Source organism: Achromobacter sp. 1011791174 (genome assembly GCF_059760925.1).
Window position 1 is genome coordinate 96606 of sequence record NZ_JCBANH010000007.1, and the last position, 15931, is coordinate 112536.

General features: G+C 68.1%; 12 protein-coding genes. 6 read left to right on the forward strand and 6 right to left on the reverse strand.

Annotated features, from left to right (window positions below; all coding sequences use genetic code 11):
* Positions 1 to 10: 10 nt before the first annotated feature.
* From AC6LJ5_RS04490 to AC6LJ5_RS04505, 4 genes are all read right to left on the reverse strand, one after another.
* Entirely contained in the window at positions 11 to 418 is a 408-nt protein-coding gene (locus tag AC6LJ5_RS04490; RefSeq protein WP_498139909.1) for a VanZ family protein, read from the reverse strand.
* Positions 405 to 1835 (reverse strand): mannose-1-phosphate guanylyltransferase/mannose-6-phosphate isomerase, encoded by a 1431-nt coding sequence (locus AC6LJ5_RS04495; RefSeq protein ID WP_498139910.1) that lies wholly within the window; start codon positions 1833 to 1835, stop codon positions 405 to 407. Before AC6LJ5_RS04495 ends, AC6LJ5_RS04490 begins: the two co-directional genes overlap by 14 nt.
* Complete coding sequence (locus AC6LJ5_RS04500; RefSeq protein WP_304562619.1) at positions 1832 to 2293, reverse strand: GDP-mannose mannosyl hydrolase; 462 nt, start codon at positions 2291 to 2293, stop codon at positions 1832 to 1834. Before AC6LJ5_RS04500 ends, AC6LJ5_RS04495 begins: the two co-directional genes overlap by 4 nt.
* 267 nt (positions 2294 to 2560) lie before the next feature.
* Entirely contained in the window at positions 2561 to 3970 is a 1410-nt protein-coding gene (locus AC6LJ5_RS04505; protein WP_103275452.1) for an undecaprenyl-phosphate glucose phosphotransferase, read from the reverse strand.
* A 248-nt stretch (positions 3971 to 4218) separates the two neighbouring features.
* Between AC6LJ5_RS04505 and AC6LJ5_RS04510 the strand changes: the two genes are divergently transcribed.
* The 6 genes from AC6LJ5_RS04510 (at position 4219) to AC6LJ5_RS04535 (ending at position 12835) form a co-directional block, all read left to right on the forward strand.
* A complete protein-coding gene (locus tag AC6LJ5_RS04510; RefSeq protein WP_103275451.1) occupies positions 4219 to 5355 on the forward strand; it encodes a polysaccharide biosynthesis/export family protein in 1137 nt (378 codons plus the stop codon).
* A gap of 65 nt (positions 5356 to 5420) precedes the next feature.
* Positions 5421 to 7682, forward strand: a complete 2262-nt coding sequence (locus AC6LJ5_RS04515; protein ID WP_392411066.1) for a GNVR domain-containing protein — start codon at positions 5421 to 5423, stop codon at positions 7680 to 7682.
* A 21-nt stretch (positions 7683 to 7703) separates the two neighbouring features.
* On the forward strand, positions 7704 to 9107 hold the full coding sequence (locus AC6LJ5_RS04520) for a phosphomannomutase/phosphoglucomutase (protein ID WP_498139911.1): 1404 nt from the start codon (positions 7704 to 7706) through the stop codon (positions 9105 to 9107).
* A 13-nt stretch (positions 9108 to 9120) separates the two neighbouring features.
* On the forward strand, positions 9121 to 10785 hold the full coding sequence (gene pgi / locus AC6LJ5_RS04525; protein ID WP_498139912.1) for a glucose-6-phosphate isomerase: 1665 nt from the start codon (positions 9121 to 9123) through the stop codon (positions 10783 to 10785).
* Between the two features lie 229 nt (positions 10786 to 11014).
* The gene (gene epsC, locus AC6LJ5_RS04530; protein ID WP_392411069.1) at positions 11015 to 11962 is read left to right on the forward strand and encodes a serine O-acetyltransferase EpsC; all 948 of its coding nucleotides are present in this window, start codon (positions 11015 to 11017) and stop codon (positions 11960 to 11962) included.
* 54 nt (positions 11963 to 12016) lie between these two features.
* On the forward strand, positions 12017 to 12835 hold the full coding sequence (locus tag AC6LJ5_RS04535; protein ID WP_103275446.1) for an NAD-dependent protein deacetylase: 819 nt from the start codon (positions 12017 to 12019) through the stop codon (positions 12833 to 12835).
* A gap of 194 nt (positions 12836 to 13029) precedes the next feature.
* Here the strand turns inward: AC6LJ5_RS04535 and AC6LJ5_RS04540 are convergent, their stop codons facing one another.
* Positions 13030 to 13884 (reverse strand): inositol monophosphatase family protein, encoded by an 855-nt coding sequence (locus AC6LJ5_RS04540; protein ID WP_498139913.1) that lies wholly within the window; start codon positions 13882 to 13884, stop codon positions 13030 to 13032.
* Positions 13885 to 14305: 421 nt separating this feature from the next.
* On the reverse strand, positions 14306 to 15766 hold the full coding sequence (locus AC6LJ5_RS04545; protein WP_103275444.1) for an NAD-dependent succinate-semialdehyde dehydrogenase: 1461 nt from the start codon (positions 15764 to 15766) through the stop codon (positions 14306 to 14308).
* Between the last annotated feature and the right edge of the window lie 165 nt (positions 15767 to 15931).

Consider the following 15931-nt stretch of genomic DNA (forward strand, 5'->3'; position numbering starts at 1 on the left):
GGTTGTATCCTTAAGACTTAGTGACTGCACGAAAGGAGCCGATGGCTGCGGAACCAATGTGCAATGAGATTACTGTCGCACCCGCCGCCGAGATATCGGCCAAAAGGTCTAAGAGATCCGCCTGTCTGTACGGGAAGAACGACTGGATGCCTTCATCCAGCGCGCCCAGCGCGGTGGCGGACAGGAATGCCAACAGGGCGGGCCGCCGGTTGAACGAGGCGTAGGCCAGGCAGGTCAGCGTGGCGTAGGCGGCCAGGTGCAGGCGCTTGTCGCCGTAGGCGTCGGACATCTGCGCGGCCAGGCCGGGCAGGTTGCCGATCGTCACCAGCGCAAGGAAGAACAGCGCCGCTGCCGGCACGCAGACGCGCGCCAGCCCCGGACGCCAGAACGGCGCGCGGGTGGCCTCAGGCGCGGCCATACATGTCCTGGAATCTGACGATGTCGTCCTCGCCCAGATAGGCGCCGGACTGCACCTCGATGATTTCCAGCGGGATCTTGCCCGGGTTCTCCAGGCTGTGGATCTCGCCCAGCGGGATGTAGGTGGACTGGTTCTCCGTCAGCAGGTATTGCTTGTCGCCGTTGTAGATGCGGGCCGTGCCGGACACCACGATCCAGTGCTCGGCGCGGTGATGGTGCATCTGCGACGAGAGCCGGGCGCCGGGCTTGACCGTGATCCGCTTGACCTGGTAGCGCGGACCCTGGCCCACCGAGTCGTAGGAGCCCCAGGGCCGCTGCACCTCGCGATGATGGTTCAGCTCGGAACGGTGCTGGACCTTGAAGGCTTCCACCAGCCGCTTGACGTCCTGCGAGCGCGACTTGTGGGCCACCAGCACCGCGTCCGCGGTTTCGATCACCACGATGTCGTCCAGCCCCACCGAGGCCACCAGCCGGCTGGTGGAATGGATCAGGCAGTTGCGCGAATCCTCCACCATCACGTCGCCGGTGGTCGAGTTGCCCTCCACCGATTTGGGGGCGATGCCCCAGACCGCGTCCCAGGCGCCCACGTCGCTCCAGGGCGCGGCCAGCGGGATGACCACGGCGCTGTCGGTGCGTTCCATGATGGCGTAGTCCATCGAATCGCTGGGGCAGGCCTCGAAGGCGGGGCCGTCAAGCTGGAACAGCGCATCGTCGCCATGCCCGGCGGCGATCGCGGCGCGCACCTGCAGCAACATGCGCGGCGCGAGCCGGTCCATCTCGGCCAGGAAGACCGAGGCCTGGAACGCGAACATGCCGCTATTCCAGTAGTAGTTGCCTTCCTCGATGAAGCGCTGCGCGACCTCCGGCGAGGGCTTTTCGACGAAGCGGCGCACGCGCCGGGCGGGCGCCATGGCGGCGGGCGCATCGGCCTGGATGTAACCATAGCCGCTGAGCGGCGCGGTCGGGGTGATGCCGAACGTCACCAGCGCGCCCTGGCGCGCCGCCAGATAGGCCTGCGCATAGGCCGCGGCCAGCACCTCGCCGTCCTCAAGCACATGGTCCGACGGCATGATGAGCATCACCGGATCCTCGCCGCCGCGCATGGCGCGCAGCGTGGCGGCGGCGATGGCCGGCGCGGTGTTGCGGGCGTGCGGCTCCAGGATCAGCTCGGCATCCTTGATGCCCAGCTCCTGCGCCTGTTCGGCCGCGATGTAGCGGTGGGCTTCGTTGCACACCAGCGTGGGGTGCGCCTGGGCGCCGGCCGAATCCAGCCGCAGCAGGGTGTTCTGCAGCAGGCTGCGGTCATCGGTCAAACGGATGAACTGCTTGGGCAGCAGCTCGCGCGACAGCGGCCACAGCCGCGAGCCCGATCCGCCGCAGAGGATGACGGCGCGGTAGGGGGGAGGGGGATTGGTCATGGCGCGTACTCCTTGAAGTAGGCCCGGGTGTAGGGATGCACGTCAGGGTCGGCGACGATGGCGGCGGGCGACAGCCAGCGGTAGCCGCGATGCTGCGCGTGCGGCAGGCTGGCCGGATCCAGCGCCCGCTCGGCCTCGTAGGCCAGCACGATGTAATGGGTGGAGCGGTTGATTTCGCCGGCGAAGTTGGTGGAGTAGAAATGCTCGTGGACGCCGCAAGGCGTCCAGGCGGCGGCCATTGCGTGCAGGCCCAGTTCCTCGCGGGCGATGCGGTCCAGCGCCAGCGCCAGCGGCTCGTTCTTGCGGATGCGCCCGCCGGGCACGAACCAGGCGCCCTGGGCTGGCGGATTGCTGCGCAGCCCCGTCAGGTAGCGCCCCTGGCCGTCGTGCAGCAGCAGATCGATGGACACCAGCGGCAGCATCTCCACCGCCCGCCGGAAATCCGCCGGCGACAGCAGGCCGCCGGCCGGTTCCGCCGCGCCCGAAGCCGCCGTTCCGTGCACACCAGACTCACCGCATGCAGCCGCCGCCCCCAGCCCGGAAGCGCCACCACCAGTGGCGGCGGCCTTCAGCCCGGGCGCACCACCACCACCGGGGGCCTCCAGCACAGCCCCCCCGCACGCCACCGCTGCCCCGCCATCGGGATGCCGCGGATCCGGCTCCGCCGGTCCGCAGGCATGCCCCCCTGGGGGGGAAGCGCGCAGCGCTTCGGGGGGGGCTCATCCCTAATAGACATTGCGGCCCGTCCATCCGGAGATCGCCGTGCGGGCGATGATCCGCAGGTCCATGCGGAAGGTCCAATGCTGGATGTAGTACAGGTCGTGCTCGACGCGGTCGCTCATCTTGCGCAGCGTGTCGGTCTGGCCCCGGAATCCGTTGACCTGCGCCCAGCCGGTGATGCCGGGCTTGACGCGGTGGCGCATCATGTAGCGCTGCACCAGGTCCTTGTACATCTCGTTGTGCTCCAGCGCGTGCGGCCGGGGGCCGACCACGGACATGTCGCCCAGCAGTACGTTGATGAATTGCGGCAGCTCATCCAGGCTGGTGCGCCGCAGGAAGGCGCCGATGCGGGTCACGCGCGCGTCGCCCCGGGTGGCCTGCGTGACCACGCCGTGCTCCTGGTGCACCGTCATGGTGCGGAACTTGTAGACGCGGAACACCTTGCCGTCCACGCCCAGGCGGGGCTGGGTGAACAGCACCGGACCGCGCGAGGACAGTTTCACCAGCGCGGCCACGGTCAGCATGACCGGCGACAGGCCGATCAGCGCGCATAGCGCGAACACCCGGTCGAACGCTTCCTTGGCCAGGCCGCGCACGCCGGCGGCCGGCAGGGTGTTGAGCTGGATGGCGGGCAGGCCCAGGAAGTCGCCGATCCGATGGCCCAGCAACTGGATCGACAGCACGTCCGGGATCCAGCGCACGTCCACCAGGTCATTGCGCAGGTGATAGAGCACTTCGCGCAATTCCTGCCCGGCCTCCATCGGCAGCACGATCCAGATTTCGCGCACGCCATGCTCCAGGACGAAGGCGTGCAGCTGGTCCAGGCTGTGCAGGCGTCGCACCTGCGACGGCAGGTTCTCGTGCGGCTCGGCATAGATGCCGGCGACTTCGTAACCGGCCTCGCTATGGCGCCGCACCCGGCGCCACAGGTCGTGCCCCAGCGCGCCGAAGCCGACGATCAGCACGCGCTTTCTGTTCAGGCCGCGATCGCGCGCCGCGCCCAGGACGGCGTAGGCGCCGACGCGCGCGCCGACCAGCGCGACGGCGGCCAGCGCGAACCAGGCGCCGGCCCACATGCGCGACAGCGCCGCCGCCTGGTGCATCAGGAAACTGATCAGGATGCCCAGCGCGAACACGGTCGCCCAGGCGGCGACGCAGCGCGCCGCCAGATCGGCCAGGCGCCGGCCGCGCCAGGACTGGTAGAGGCGAAACGCGGGGAAGACGGCGATCACGCCCAGCCCGCACAGGTAGATGAGGAACAGATGGATGGGCGGCGGATCGCCGGTCATGTCCTCGGCGAACTTCAGCTCGGTGGCCGCGAGTCCGCAGGCGATCACGATCCCCGCGTCCAGCAGGCGATAAAGCAAGCTGGCGCCATTGAATCTTGCCGACGCGTCCGATTGGGGCGTGTCCATCGCGCACTCCTCTGTTCTTGGCTGGATGCCAGAAGGAACCGGGAACAGGCCGCTGCGTTGCCGCAAAGCCTGGGGCCACTGGAAAAATCTTATTGACTGGAGGGCGCACTCGAAACCTCCAAACGATGTAGGAGAAGGCTTAGGGCATCCGTCGAATGTGCGGGCCGGAAAAAAGAGAGTGGAATGTCGCAACCCGTTACGCATCGGGCTCTCTTGCTGGCAACGAAGTCATTCACCGTGGAGTCGCCATGACGACAATTTTCGGAACCGTGAGCCGGGCCCTGGCAGCCATCGCGCTCGTGTCCTCGTTGGGCGCTTGCGCCTTGTCCCCCGGCATGACCTTCAAGGCCGGCCACCTCGTCGATCCCAATGATCCGAATTCCGTCTCGGAGGTCCGCGAGCTCACGCCGGCGCTGGTCATGGACGACGTGCGCGCCCGCGACGCGCTGATCGACAACGACGGCGTGGACCGCCTGTACGGCAAGAGCGAGCCGTACCGCATCGGCCCCGGGGACATCCTTTCGATCGTGGTCTGGGACCACCCCGAACTCGTGCTTCCGACGCAAACCTACGCCATCGGCGCGGGGGCGACCGAACTAGCCATTGGGGACACCGCCTCGGGCATTCCGGGCTATGCCGTATCAGCCACTGGATTCATCCAGTTTCCGTACACGGGATTGCTGAAAGTGGCCGGGTTGACGGAGCTTCAGGCGCGCAATCTCATAGTCAATAGTTCGAGCAAGTACATCCAGGATCCGCAGATCACCGTGCGCGTGCTGGGCTACCGGAGCAAGCGTGTCTATGTGGAAGGCGAAGTGAAGACGCCGGGCGCGCTGGCGATCAACGACATTCCCATGACCCTGATGGAAGCGGTCAACCGGGCCGGGGGCATCCTGGCGACGGGCGATCGCAGCGGCGTGTATGTCATCCGCGAAGGCCGCCGCACGCGCATCAATCTGCCGGCTCTGATCGAACGCGGCAAGGACCTGAACCAGGTCCTGCTGAAGGCGGGAGACATCGTGCGGGTGACGCCGCGCGATGACAGCAAGATCTTCGTGATGGGCGAGGTGACCACGCCCACGGTGGCGGTGATGCGGGACGGCCGCATGTCGCTGAACGAGGCGTTGGGACTGGCCGGCGGCCCCAGCCAGTTGAACTCGGATCCGTCGCAGGTGTTTGTCGTGCGCAGCACGGAGGAGGCAAAACCGCTGGTCTTTCACCTGAACGCGGCATCGCCGCAGGCGCTCGCGGTGGCGGAGAAATTCGAGTTGCAGCCCAAAGACGTCGTATTCGTGGATACGGCCGGCCTGGTGCGTTGGAACCGTTTCATCAGCAACCTGTTCCCCAGCGCGCAAACGGTGCAGACCGTCAATTCCATCAAGTAGTCGCCTGACAAACAACGCCTTTGGAGGCGCCGCGACGGCGGCGGCGCCTTCTCCTGGAGAGCTGCATGTCGTTGCCCATCGAGTCCTTTGAACCCACGGCGCCTGCCCGTCAGCAGGAAACCCCGTTGTCCTCGCACGTGGACGCGATCTTCTCCAACCGCTGGATGATCATCGGCATCACGCTGCTGGCCCTGCTGGGCGCGGTGATCTACGTGATGATGACGCCGTCGGTCTACCAGGCCGACATCATCGTCCAGGTGGAGGAGGAGCAGCCCAACGGACAGGCCCGCAGCCTGCTGGGCGATGTGTCCGCGATCTTCGACACCAAGACCGAGACCTCTGGCGAAATGGAGGTGCTGCGTTCGCGCATGGTGGTCGGACCGGCGGTCGACAAGTTCTTGCTGTATATCCACGCCAGGCCGAATTACTTCCCGGTGGTGGGCGCCTGGCTGGCGCAGCGCCACGAGAGCTTTCCCTATCCTGGCGGCCTGCCCCGGGGCGGCTACGCCTGGGGCGGCGAGACCATTTCCGTGTCGCAGCTGGATGTGCCCAATGAATGGCTGGGCAAGCCGCTGCGGGTGACGACGCTGGGCGACGGGCGCTACACGCTGTTCGACAAGATCACCGGCTCGACCTTCACCGGGACCGTGGGCGCGCCGCAGCATTTCGTGCTGCCGGGCGGCGGCGCGCTGGACGTGCACATCGACGCGCTCAGCGGCCGTCCGGGCACCGAGTTCACCGTGTCGCGCAGCTCGCGGCTGGCGGCCATCGAGGACGTGCAGGCGCGCATGGGCATCTTCGAGCGCGGTCGCGCCTCGGGCGTGATCGGCGTCACGCTGGAAGGCAACGATCCCGCGCTGACCACCGCCGTGTTGAACGAGATCGGCGCGGAGTACGTGCAGCAGAACGTGAACCGCAAGGCGGCGCAGGCCGAGAAGTCGTTGAGTTTCCTGGAGCAGCAGCTGCCCCAGATGAAGAAGGACCTGGACGCGGCCGAGACCAAGTACAACGCCTTGCGCAACAAGCGCGGCACCATCGACCTGAGCGAGGAAGCCAAGCTGATCCTGGCCCAGTCGGTGGACGCGCAGACCAAGGTGATGGAACTGCGCGCCAAGCGTCAGGACCTGATCACGCGCTTCGCGCCCACCCACCCCAGCATCCTGGCCATCGACCGGCAGATCGCCTCGCTGACCGGCGACGTGAACCGCATCGGCAACAACATCAAGCAGTTGCCCGACCTGGAACAGGACGTGGTGCGGCTGGTGCGCGACGTGCGCGTGAACACCGAGCTGTACACCGCGCTGCTGAACAATACCCAGCAGCTCAAGCTGATTCGCGCCGGCAAGGTCGGCAACGTGCGCATCCTGGACGCGGCGGTGCAGCCGGACAAGCCGGTGCGGCCCAAGGCCGCCATCATCATCCTGGTGGCCAGCGCCATCGGCCTGATCATCGGCCTGCTGTCGGCCCTGGTGCGCAACGCCCTGTTCGGCGGCCTGTCCGAGCCGGAGGAAGTGGAGCGCTATACCGGCCTGCCGGTGCTGGCGGCGATTCCCTACAGCGACATCCAGGACAAGCTCTGGCGCCGCAGCCGCCGCAAGAATGCGACCGTGCCCGCGCTGCTGGCGCAGAGCCAGAGCAACGCGCCGCCCATCGAAAGCCTGCGGGGCTTCCGCAATGTGCTGCAGGCCTCGCTGCGCCAGTCGGCCAACAACATGGTCATGTTCACCGGCCCCGTGGCCGGGGTGGGCAAGTCCTTCCTGTCGGCCAACTTCGCCTTCATCCAGGGCGGCGTGGGCAAGCGGGTGCTGCTGATCGACGCCGACTTCCGCAAGGGACAGCTCAACCGCTATTTCGGCGTGCCCAAGGAGGACGGCCTGTTCGAGGTGCTGTCCGGCACGATCCCGCTGGAGCAGGTGCGCCGGCACAGCGTGTCCGAGGGCGTGGATTTCATTTCCACCGGCGCCGTCACCTTCGACCCGTCCGAGCTGCTGGCCTCGCCCGTGTTCGGCCAGACGCTGCGCGAGCTGTCCACCCAGTACGACATGGTGGTGCTGGATACCGCGCCGGTGCTGTCCTCGCCGGATGCAGCTGTGGTGGGCAGCCATGCGGCCGCGGTAATGGTGGTGGTGCGGTCCGGCATGAACACGGTGGGCGAGATCCGCGAGACGGCCAAGCGGCTCATCCAGGCCGGCGCGCCGGTGGACGGCGTGCTGTTCAACGGCCTGAAGCTCTTGCCCGAACGCTTCGGCCTGCGGTCCAAATATGGCGGATACCGCTACTCCAGGGCGGCGTACTACGGCGATTTCAAGCAGAACGGTCCCAAGTGACGCCAGCCGGAGGAAACGGACATGCACGGAACTTTTGGCTGGGACGCTCCGAACATCCTTGATTCGGTTTTCAAGGCCTACGACATCCGTGGCACGGTGCCCGAGGAGATCGACGCGCGCTTTGCCCACAGCCTGGGCATGGCGGCGGGCGTGAAGGCGCTGGAGCTGGGCGCGCGCGCGATGGTGGTGGCGCGCGACGGCAGGCTGAGCAGCGTGGAGCTGTCGGCCGCGCTGCAGGCCGGCTTGCGCGCCGCCGGCCTGCATGTGATCGACATCGGCATGGCGACCACGCCCATGCTGTATTTCGCCGCGCGGCTGATGGATACCGGCGCGGGCATCGCGGTCACCGGCAGCCACAATCCGCCCAACCACAACGGCTTCAAGCTCGTGCTGGATGGCGCTTCGCTCTACGGGGACGGCATCGCCGCGCTGCGTGACGCCATGCGGCGGCCGATAGAAGGCGCGGCCCATGCCGGCGGGCGCACGCAGATGCAGATGCAGCCCTGCTACGCCGCGCGCGTGATGGGCGACATCCGGCTGACCCGGCCGATGAAGATCGCCGTCGACTGTGGCAACGGCGTGGCCGGCGCGATCGCCCCGGCCCTGTTCCGCGCGCTGGGCTGCGAGGTCACCGAGCTGTTCTGCGAGGTGGACGGCGCCTTTCCGGGGCACCATCCGGACCCGGCCGATCCGCAGAACCTGCAGGACCTGATCTATTGCCTGCGCTATTCGGACTGCGAGATCGGCCTGGCCTTCGATGGCGATGGCGACCGCCTGGGCGTGGTCAGCAAATCCGGCCAGATCATCTGGCCGGACCGGCAGCTCATCCTGTTCGCGCGCGATGTGCTGTCGCGCAACCCGGGCGCCGAGATCATCTACGACGTGAAGTGCAGCCGCCATGTGGCCCGCGCCATCACCGAGGCCGGCGGCAAGGCCACCATGTGGAAGACCGGCCATTCGCTGATCAAGGCCAAGATGCGCGAGACCGGCGCGCTGCTGGCCGGCGAGATGAGCGGGCATCTGTTCTTCAAGGAACGCTGGTACGGCTTCGACGACGGGTTGTACGCCGCCGCGCGCCTGCTGGAAATCCTGTCCGCGGCGTCGGATCCCTCGGCCATGCTGGAGGGGTTGCCGCAGTCCTGCGCCACGCCCGAGATCAAGCTGGAGACCGCCGAGGGCGAGCAGTTCGCCCTGGTCGAGGCGCTGCGCGCGCAAGGCGGATTTCCTGGCGCGCAGTCGATCAACGATCTGGACGGCGTGCGGGTGGATTACGTCGACGGCTTCGGCCTGGCGCGGCCGTCCAACACCACGCCGACGGTCGTGCTGCGTTTCGAAGGGGACACGATGGCCGCCCTGGCGCGCATCGAGGAGGACTTCCGCAACGCCTTGCGTCGCGTCGCGCCTCATGTCCGTTTACCGTTCTAAGGAGCACTACGCGATGGATAGGGCTGAATTTGCGAGGGAAGAGGCGCAAGCCGCGGGATTGCTGGACTGCGCCGAATGGCGCGCCTTCGACCATGCGGCGCGTCGCGCGGAACTGGACGCCGGCGCGCTCAAGCTGATCGAGGCGGCGGGCCTGAGCCTGGACTTGTCCATGCAGCGCCAGTCGCCCGCGCTGGAGGCGGCGGGGTTGGCCCTGCTGCGCGCCCGTGGCGTGCCGAGGGCCGTGCAGGCGCTGTTCGCTGGCGAGGCGGTCAACTGGACCGAGGACAAGCCCGCCTGGCACACGGCGCTGCGCGCGGGCCGCACGCGCGAGCAGCCCGACGGCCAGGACGCCGGCTCCGTCTGCGAGTACGCGCGCATGCTGGACTTCGTGCGCGCGCTGGACCAGGAGGCGGACATTGGTGCCGTGCTGCATATCGGCATCGGCGGCAGCGACTGGGGGCCGAGGCTGGCGGTGCAGGCCTTTGGCGGCCCCACGCAGCGGCGTCAGATCCGTTTCGTTTCGAATATCGACGGCCATGCGTTCAACGACGCGGTGACCGGGCTGGACCCGAGGCGCTGCCTGGTGGTGGTGTCGTCCAAGTCCTTCACCACCGCCGAGACCCTGCACAATGCCCGCGCCGCCATCGCCTGGCTGCGGCGCGGCGGCGTGACCGATGTGGCGGCGCATCTGGCGGCGGTCACGGCCAACGCGGCGGCGGCGCGCGCGTTGGGCGTGCCGGCCGAGCGGGTGTTCTCGATGTGCGACTGGGTGGGCGGCCGCTATTCGGTGTGGTCGGTGGCGGGCCTGTCCATCGCGCTGACGGTGGGCGCGGAGGTGCTGATCGGCATGCGGGCCGGCGCCGAGGCCATGGACCAGCATTTCCGGCTGGCGCCGCTGGCGTCCAATGCGCCGGCGCAGCTGGCGCTTGCCGGTCTGGTCAATTGCAGCGTGCTGGGCCACAACTCGCTGAACATCGCGGCCTACAGCGCGCGGCTGCTGCACCTGGTGACCTACCTGCAGCAGCTGGAGATGGAATCGCTGGGCAAGCGGGTGGCGGGCGATGGCCAGGCCGTGGGCGTGCCGTCCGCGCCCATCATCTGGGGCATGCCCGGCACCGACGGGCAGCACACCTTCTTCCAGTGGCTGCACCAGAGCGAGAACGGCGCGCCGGTGGATTTCATCGCCAGCCTGCAAGGCTGCCCGGACAACCCGGACGCGCACCGCATGCTGCTGGCCAACTGCCTGGCGCAGCGCCAGGCCCTGTTGCGCGGCAAGAGCCTGGAGCAGGCGCTGCTGGACGTGGCCCATATCGACGACCGCGAGCGGGCGCTGCGCCTGGCGCGGCACATGGTGCATCCCGGCGGGCGTCCTTCCTCGCTGATCGTGCTGCGCAAGCTCGATCCGCGCGGCCTGGGCGCGCTGCTGGCCTTGTATGAGCACAAGGTGTTCGTGCAGAGCGTGGTCTGGGGCATCAATCCCTTCGACCAATGGGGCGTGGAGCTGGGCAAGCGGCTGGCCACCGGCATCGAGCGCGAGCTGGCGGTGCCGGTGTCGGCGGCCGTGGCCGACCGGGGGCACGACGCGTCCACGTCGTATTGGATCGATTGCTACCGGGGCCACGCCCAGGCGCCGCTGCCGCGCCATGCCTGGGTGCCGGGCGTCGCGGCGCATCTGTGAGCGGCGCCAGGGGGCCGGCGCCCAAGGGGACGACCCCTGCCGCATAACCCCTACGCCGTGTCGGGGGGATTCCGCGAAGAGGGCCCCAGCGGTTACAGTTGACGGGAATATTGCAAAGCAGCATCGGCCCGTCGGCCAGTCCGGCGGCCGCTGCTCCGTCAGCGAGGCACTTCATGTTCGACCTTCATTCCCACGCCGGCGCCGCCGGCATTTCCTTGCGGGCGCAGCCATGAGCGGGCCCAGCCACACCCCGCCCGCGCACTGGAACCTGGACGGCATCGTGTCCGGCCTGCGCGAGGCGCGCCTGGCCTGGCGCGGTCCGCGCGGCCGCCTGCGCGAGGACGCCGGCCTGCGCGAGTTTCCGTCGCAGGAAAGCCTGCGCCAGATCGTCAAGGATCTGAGCGGCGCGCTCTTCCCCATGCGCCTGGGGCCCATCGATCTGCGCGAGGAAGTGGAAGACTTCTACGTCGGCCACACCATTGGCGCGGCGCTGGACGCGCTGCTGCACCAGGTCTGTCTGGAACTGCAGTACGCCGGGCGCAATGATCCGGCGCTGCTGGCCGACACGCAGCAGCGCGCCATCGGCATCGTGCGCCAGTTCGGCGCCGAGCTGCCCAAGGTGCGCGAGGCGCTGGACCTGGACGTGACCGCCGCCTATCAGGGCGACCCGGCCGCGCACAGCGCCGACGAGGTGCTGCTGTGCTATCCCGGCGTGACCGCGATGATCCACCATCGCCTGGCCAACGTGCTGTACCGGCTGGGCGTGCCCATGCTGGCGCGCATGGTGGCCGAGATCGCCCATGCCGACACCGGCATCGACATCCATCCGGGCGCCACCATCGGCCGCAGCTTCTTCATCGACCATGGCACCGGCGTGGTGATCGGCGAGACCGCCATCATCGGCGACCGCGTGCGGCTCTACCAGATGGTGACGCTGGGCGCCAAGCGCTTCCCGCCCGGCGAGAACGGCGAACTCAAGAAGGGCCTGCCGCGCCACCCGTTGATCGAGGACGATGTGGTGATATACGCTGGCGCCACGATCCTGGGCCGCATCACCATCGGCAAGGGATCGACCATCGGCGGCAACGTCTGGCTCACGCGCAGCGTGGCGCCCGGCAGCAACGTGACCCAGGCGAGCCTGGTCAGCGATATGCCCGATTGCGGGCTGGGCGGCTGATCGTCGCGCCGGGCGCGTCCGCCGGTCCGCGCATCGGTGATTCTGGGAGCCTGGATGGACACACGCGTTTCGGATCTGGCCGCGCTGCGCGGCTTCGTCGACCGCCACCCGCGGCTTTTCGTGCTGACGGGGGCGGGCGTCAGCACCGATTCCGGCATTCCGGACTATCGCGACACCGAGGGCGAATGGAAGCGCAAGCCGCCCATGACCCTGCAGATGTTCATGGGCGGCGACCTGGCCCGCGCGCGCTATTGGGCGCGCAGCATGATCGGCTGGCGCCGCTTCGGCCGCGTCCTGCCGAATGACTCGCACCGGGCGCTGGCGCGGCTGGAATCGCGCGGCCGGCTCAGCCTGCTGGTGACGCAGAACGTCGATGGGCTGCACGAGGCCGCCGGCAGCCGCGAGGTCGTGGACCTGCACGGCCGGCTGGATCAGGTGCGCTGCATGCAGTGCGACTGGCGCGGCGGGCGGCAGGCCTGGCAGGACGAGCTGGCGGGGCTCAATCCCCATTGGGAGTCGCTGGAGGCCAGCGACGCGCCCGACGGCGACGCCGATCTGGATGGCGTGGATTTCTCCGGCTTCCGCGTTCCACCCTGTCCGCGCTGTGGCGGCGTGATCAAGCCCGATGTGGTCTTTTTTGGCGAGACGGTGCCGCGCGAACGGGTGGACCGCGTCAACGCGGGCCTGATGGCCGCCGACGCGGTGCTGGTCGTGGGGTCTTCATTGATGGTGTATTCGGGCTACCGTTTCGTGGCCGCCGCCGCGCGCAACGGCATGCCGATCGCGGCGATCAATCTGGGCCGCACGCGCGCCGACGCCTTGCTGACCCTGAAGGTGGAACAGCCTTGCGCGCTGGCGCTGGATGCCCTGTGAAAGCGCTCGCCGGCCGCCAGTTAGCGGCCGGTTTTTGAGCGGTTTATACAAGCCCTTGTCCTGCAAGGGTTTTTTTCTGCTGTTACAGAGCTTTCCATAGGGTTGTCCACAGATAGTGGGGATAACTCCTAGGGATAACCCGAGGCGGAGTCCCGGAAAATGGGACTCCGGACGGGGACGGACCCCGCCCGGGCTCAGCTTTCCGAGGCCACGAAATCCTCGCCCATCAGCGCTTTTTGCGCGGCATGCCAGCTGCCCGCGTCGGGCGCGTACAGCAGGCCGCCGTTGCGGTGCGTGGGCTTGTACGGCGAACCGTCAAAGCGCGCGGCGTAGCCGCCGGCCTCGCGGTGCAGCAGCCAGCCGGCGGCGTGGTCCCAGGCGGTGAGCTGGTTGTACAGCGCGACATGGCAATGGCCCGCCGCCAGCATGCGGTATTCATGGGCCGCGCAGCGCAGCGAGGCCGTGCTGCCCAATTTCGACAGGTTGCCGTTGACCGTGCTGCGCAGCGGCTCGGGCAGCGCGCCGGTGGAGATCAGGCCGTCCATGTCCTCGGGCGGCGCGGGACTGGCCACGGCCAGCGGCGCCTGCTTGCCGTTCTCGTATTCCATCCATGCGCCTTCGCCGCGCACGGCCAGCGCGCTGTCGCGGCTGACGGGGTCGTAGATCACGCCGGCGATCACGTCGCCGCGATGGCAGGCGGCGATCATCATGCCGAACAGCGGCAGGCCCGCCACGTAATTGCGGGTGCCGTCGATGGGGTCGATCAGGAAGGCCAGGTCGGCGTCGACCAGCATGTTCAACAGCGCGGGGTTGCGGGTCGAGGCTTCCTCGCCGATCAGCACCGCGCCGGGATACAGCTTGGCCAGCCGCGCGCTGATCATGCGCTCGGCGGCCTCGTCGGCATCGGTGACCAGGTCGCGCACGGAGGTCTTGCCGCGCACGGCGCCCTCGGGCAGGTTGCGAAAGCGTGGCATGACCTCGGCCTGGGCCGTATCGGCCAGGATGGACGCCAGCCGGCGCGTTTCTTCGCGGGTGAAAGATCTGCTCATAGTATTCGTCCTAGCAACGCGCAAATCTAGCATGCCGGCAAGGCAATTGATCGTGTCGGGGTAGGGGTTGAATCAAAAGAGCATTTCAGGGACGGCTTGGCGTAGCGCGCCTTCGGATTCATGATGTCGCGCGGAACGCGCCATCCCGTTGTGCGTGCCCTGACAGGATCAGATGAACAGGACCGTGGGCACGGATGATGGAAAAAAACCAGCATGGTCGGCATGCTGGCGGGGGTGGAGGCGCACGGGCTTCTTCTGCCCTGATCGGGGTACTTATCGCGCCCGCCCATGAAACAGCGCCGTCGGCAAGACGCGCGGGAACCTTCCCCACATGCCTTGCCGACGGCGCTGTCGCGTTCGTAAACGTCCGAAACGCGTAATGCCATTCGCCCCGAAGCGCCGTGCGCTCCAGGGCTTGGCCTTAACCCAGATCCAGGCAGAGGTACTTGATCTCCAGGTATTCCTCGATCCCGTACTTCGAGCCTTCGCGGCCCAGGCCGGATTGCTTGACGCCGCCGAACGGGCCGACTTCGTTGGAGATCAGACCCGTGTTGATGCCGACGATGCCGTATTCCAGCGCCTCGGACACGCGCCAGACGCGGGCGTAGTCGCGGGTGAAGAAGTACGCGGCCAGGCCGAAGATGGTGTCGTTGGCCTGTTCGATGACTTCCTGCTCGGTCTCGAAGCGGAACAGCGGCGCGACCGGGCCGAAGGTTTCCTCGGTGGCGAAGCGCATGGACTTGGTGACGTCGCGCACCACGGTGGGTTCGAAGAAGGTGCCGCCCAGCGCGTGATGCTTGCCGCCGACGATGACCTTGGCGCCGTGCGCGGTGGCGTCGGCGATGTGCTCCTGCACCTTCTCGACGGCGTTGGCGTCGATCAGCGGACCTTGCGTCACGCCCTCGCCGAAGCCGTCGCCGACCTTCATGGCCTGGACCTTTGCGACCAGGCGCTTGGTGACTTCCTCGTACACGCCGGCCTGGATGTAGATGCGGTTTGCGCAGACGCAGGTCTGGCCGGCGTTGCGGAACTTGGAGGCCAGGATGCCGTCCACGGCGCGATCCAGGTCGGCGTCGTCGAACACGATGAAGGGCGCGTTGCCGCCCAGTTCCAGCGACAGCTTCTTGATGGTGGGCGCGCACTGTTCCATCAGCGTGCGGCCGACTTCGGTCGAGCCGGTGAAGCTCAGCTTGCGCACGGCGTCGCTTTCGCACAGGGCCGCGCCGATCTCGCGCGAGCTGCCGGTGACGACGTGGAACACGCCGGCCGGCACGCCGGCTTCCTCGGCCAGCACGGCCAGCGCCAGCGCGGTCAGCGGGGTCTGCTGGGCGGGCTTGAGCACCATGGTGCAGCCGGCGGCCAGCGCCGGGCCGGCCTTGCGCGTGATCATGGCGGCCGGGAAGTTCCACGGCGTGATGGCGGCGGTGACGCCGATGGGCTGCTTGAGCGCCAGCAGGCGCTGGCCGGCCTTGGGGCTTTGCAGCACGTCGCCGTCGATACGCTTGGCTTCCTCGGCGAACCATTCCAGGAACGAGGCGGCGTAGGCGATTTCGCCGGCGGCCTCGGTCACGGGCTTGCCCTGTTCCGAGGTCATGATGGCGGCCAGGTCCTTCTGGTGCTGCATCATCAGCTGCGACCACTTCAGCAGGATGGCGGCGCGTTCCTTGCCGGTCTTGGCGCTCCAGGCGGGCAGGGCGGCCTCGGCGCTGGCGATGGCGGCCTCGGTTTCCTTGCGGCCGAACTTGGGCACGGACACGATGGTCTTGCCGGTGGACGGGTTGCTCACGGGAATGGACGGGCCATTGCCGGCGCCGACCCACTCGCCGCCGATGTAGCAGGCGTCGCGCAGCAGGTCGGGGCGGGTCAGATTGATTTGGGTCATGTTGTCAGTCTCCTAGAGTGTTTGGGCCAGTGTTGGGCCCACCCCCGAAGCGCTGCGCGCTTCCCCCTAGGCGGGCCCCCCTCAAGGGGGCATGCTGGCGGACCGGCGGAGCCGGATCCGCGGCATCCCGATTTTGGGGGGACGGCCGTTTCAGGGGGCGTGGGG

What these genes read in the sequence shown, in the direction of transcription:
- AC6LJ5_RS04515 (WP_392411066.1), top strand. Translation starts at nt 5,421, where the DNA reads ATGTCGTTGCCCATCGAGTCCTTTGAACCCACGGCGCCTGCCCGTCAG.
- AC6LJ5_RS04520 (WP_498139911.1), top strand. Translation starts at nt 7,704, where the DNA reads ATGCACGGAACTTTTGGCTGGGACGCTCCGAACATCCTTGATTCGGTT.
- AC6LJ5_RS04495 (WP_498139910.1), bottom strand. Translation starts at nt 1,835, where the DNA reads ATGACCAATCCCCCTCCCCCCTACCGCGCCGTCATCCTCTGCGGCGGA.
- epsC (WP_392411069.1), top strand. Translation starts at nt 11,015, where the DNA reads ATGAGCGGGCCCAGCCACACCCCGCCCGCGCACTGGAACCTGGACGGC.
- AC6LJ5_RS04545 (WP_103275444.1), bottom strand. Translation starts at nt 15,766, where the DNA reads ATGACCCAAATCAATCTGACCCGCCCCGACCTGCTGCGCGACGCCTGC.
- AC6LJ5_RS04540 (WP_498139913.1), bottom strand. Translation starts at nt 13,884, where the DNA reads ATGAGCAGATCTTTCACCCGCGAAGAAACGCGCCGGCTGGCGTCCATC.
- AC6LJ5_RS04535 (WP_103275446.1), top strand. Translation starts at nt 12,017, where the DNA reads ATGGACACACGCGTTTCGGATCTGGCCGCGCTGCGCGGCTTCGTCGAC.
- AC6LJ5_RS04510 (WP_103275451.1), top strand. Translation starts at nt 4,219, where the DNA reads ATGACGACAATTTTCGGAACCGTGAGCCGGGCCCTGGCAGCCATCGCG.
- AC6LJ5_RS04490 (WP_498139909.1), bottom strand. Translation starts at nt 418, where the DNA reads ATGGCCGCGCCTGAGGCCACCCGCGCGCCGTTCTGGCGTCCGGGGCTG.
- AC6LJ5_RS04505 (WP_103275452.1), bottom strand. Translation starts at nt 3,970, where the DNA reads ATGGACACGCCCCAATCGGACGCGTCGGCAAGATTCAATGGCGCCAGC.
- pgi (WP_498139912.1), top strand. Translation starts at nt 9,121, where the DNA reads ATGGATAGGGCTGAATTTGCGAGGGAAGAGGCGCAAGCCGCGGGATTG.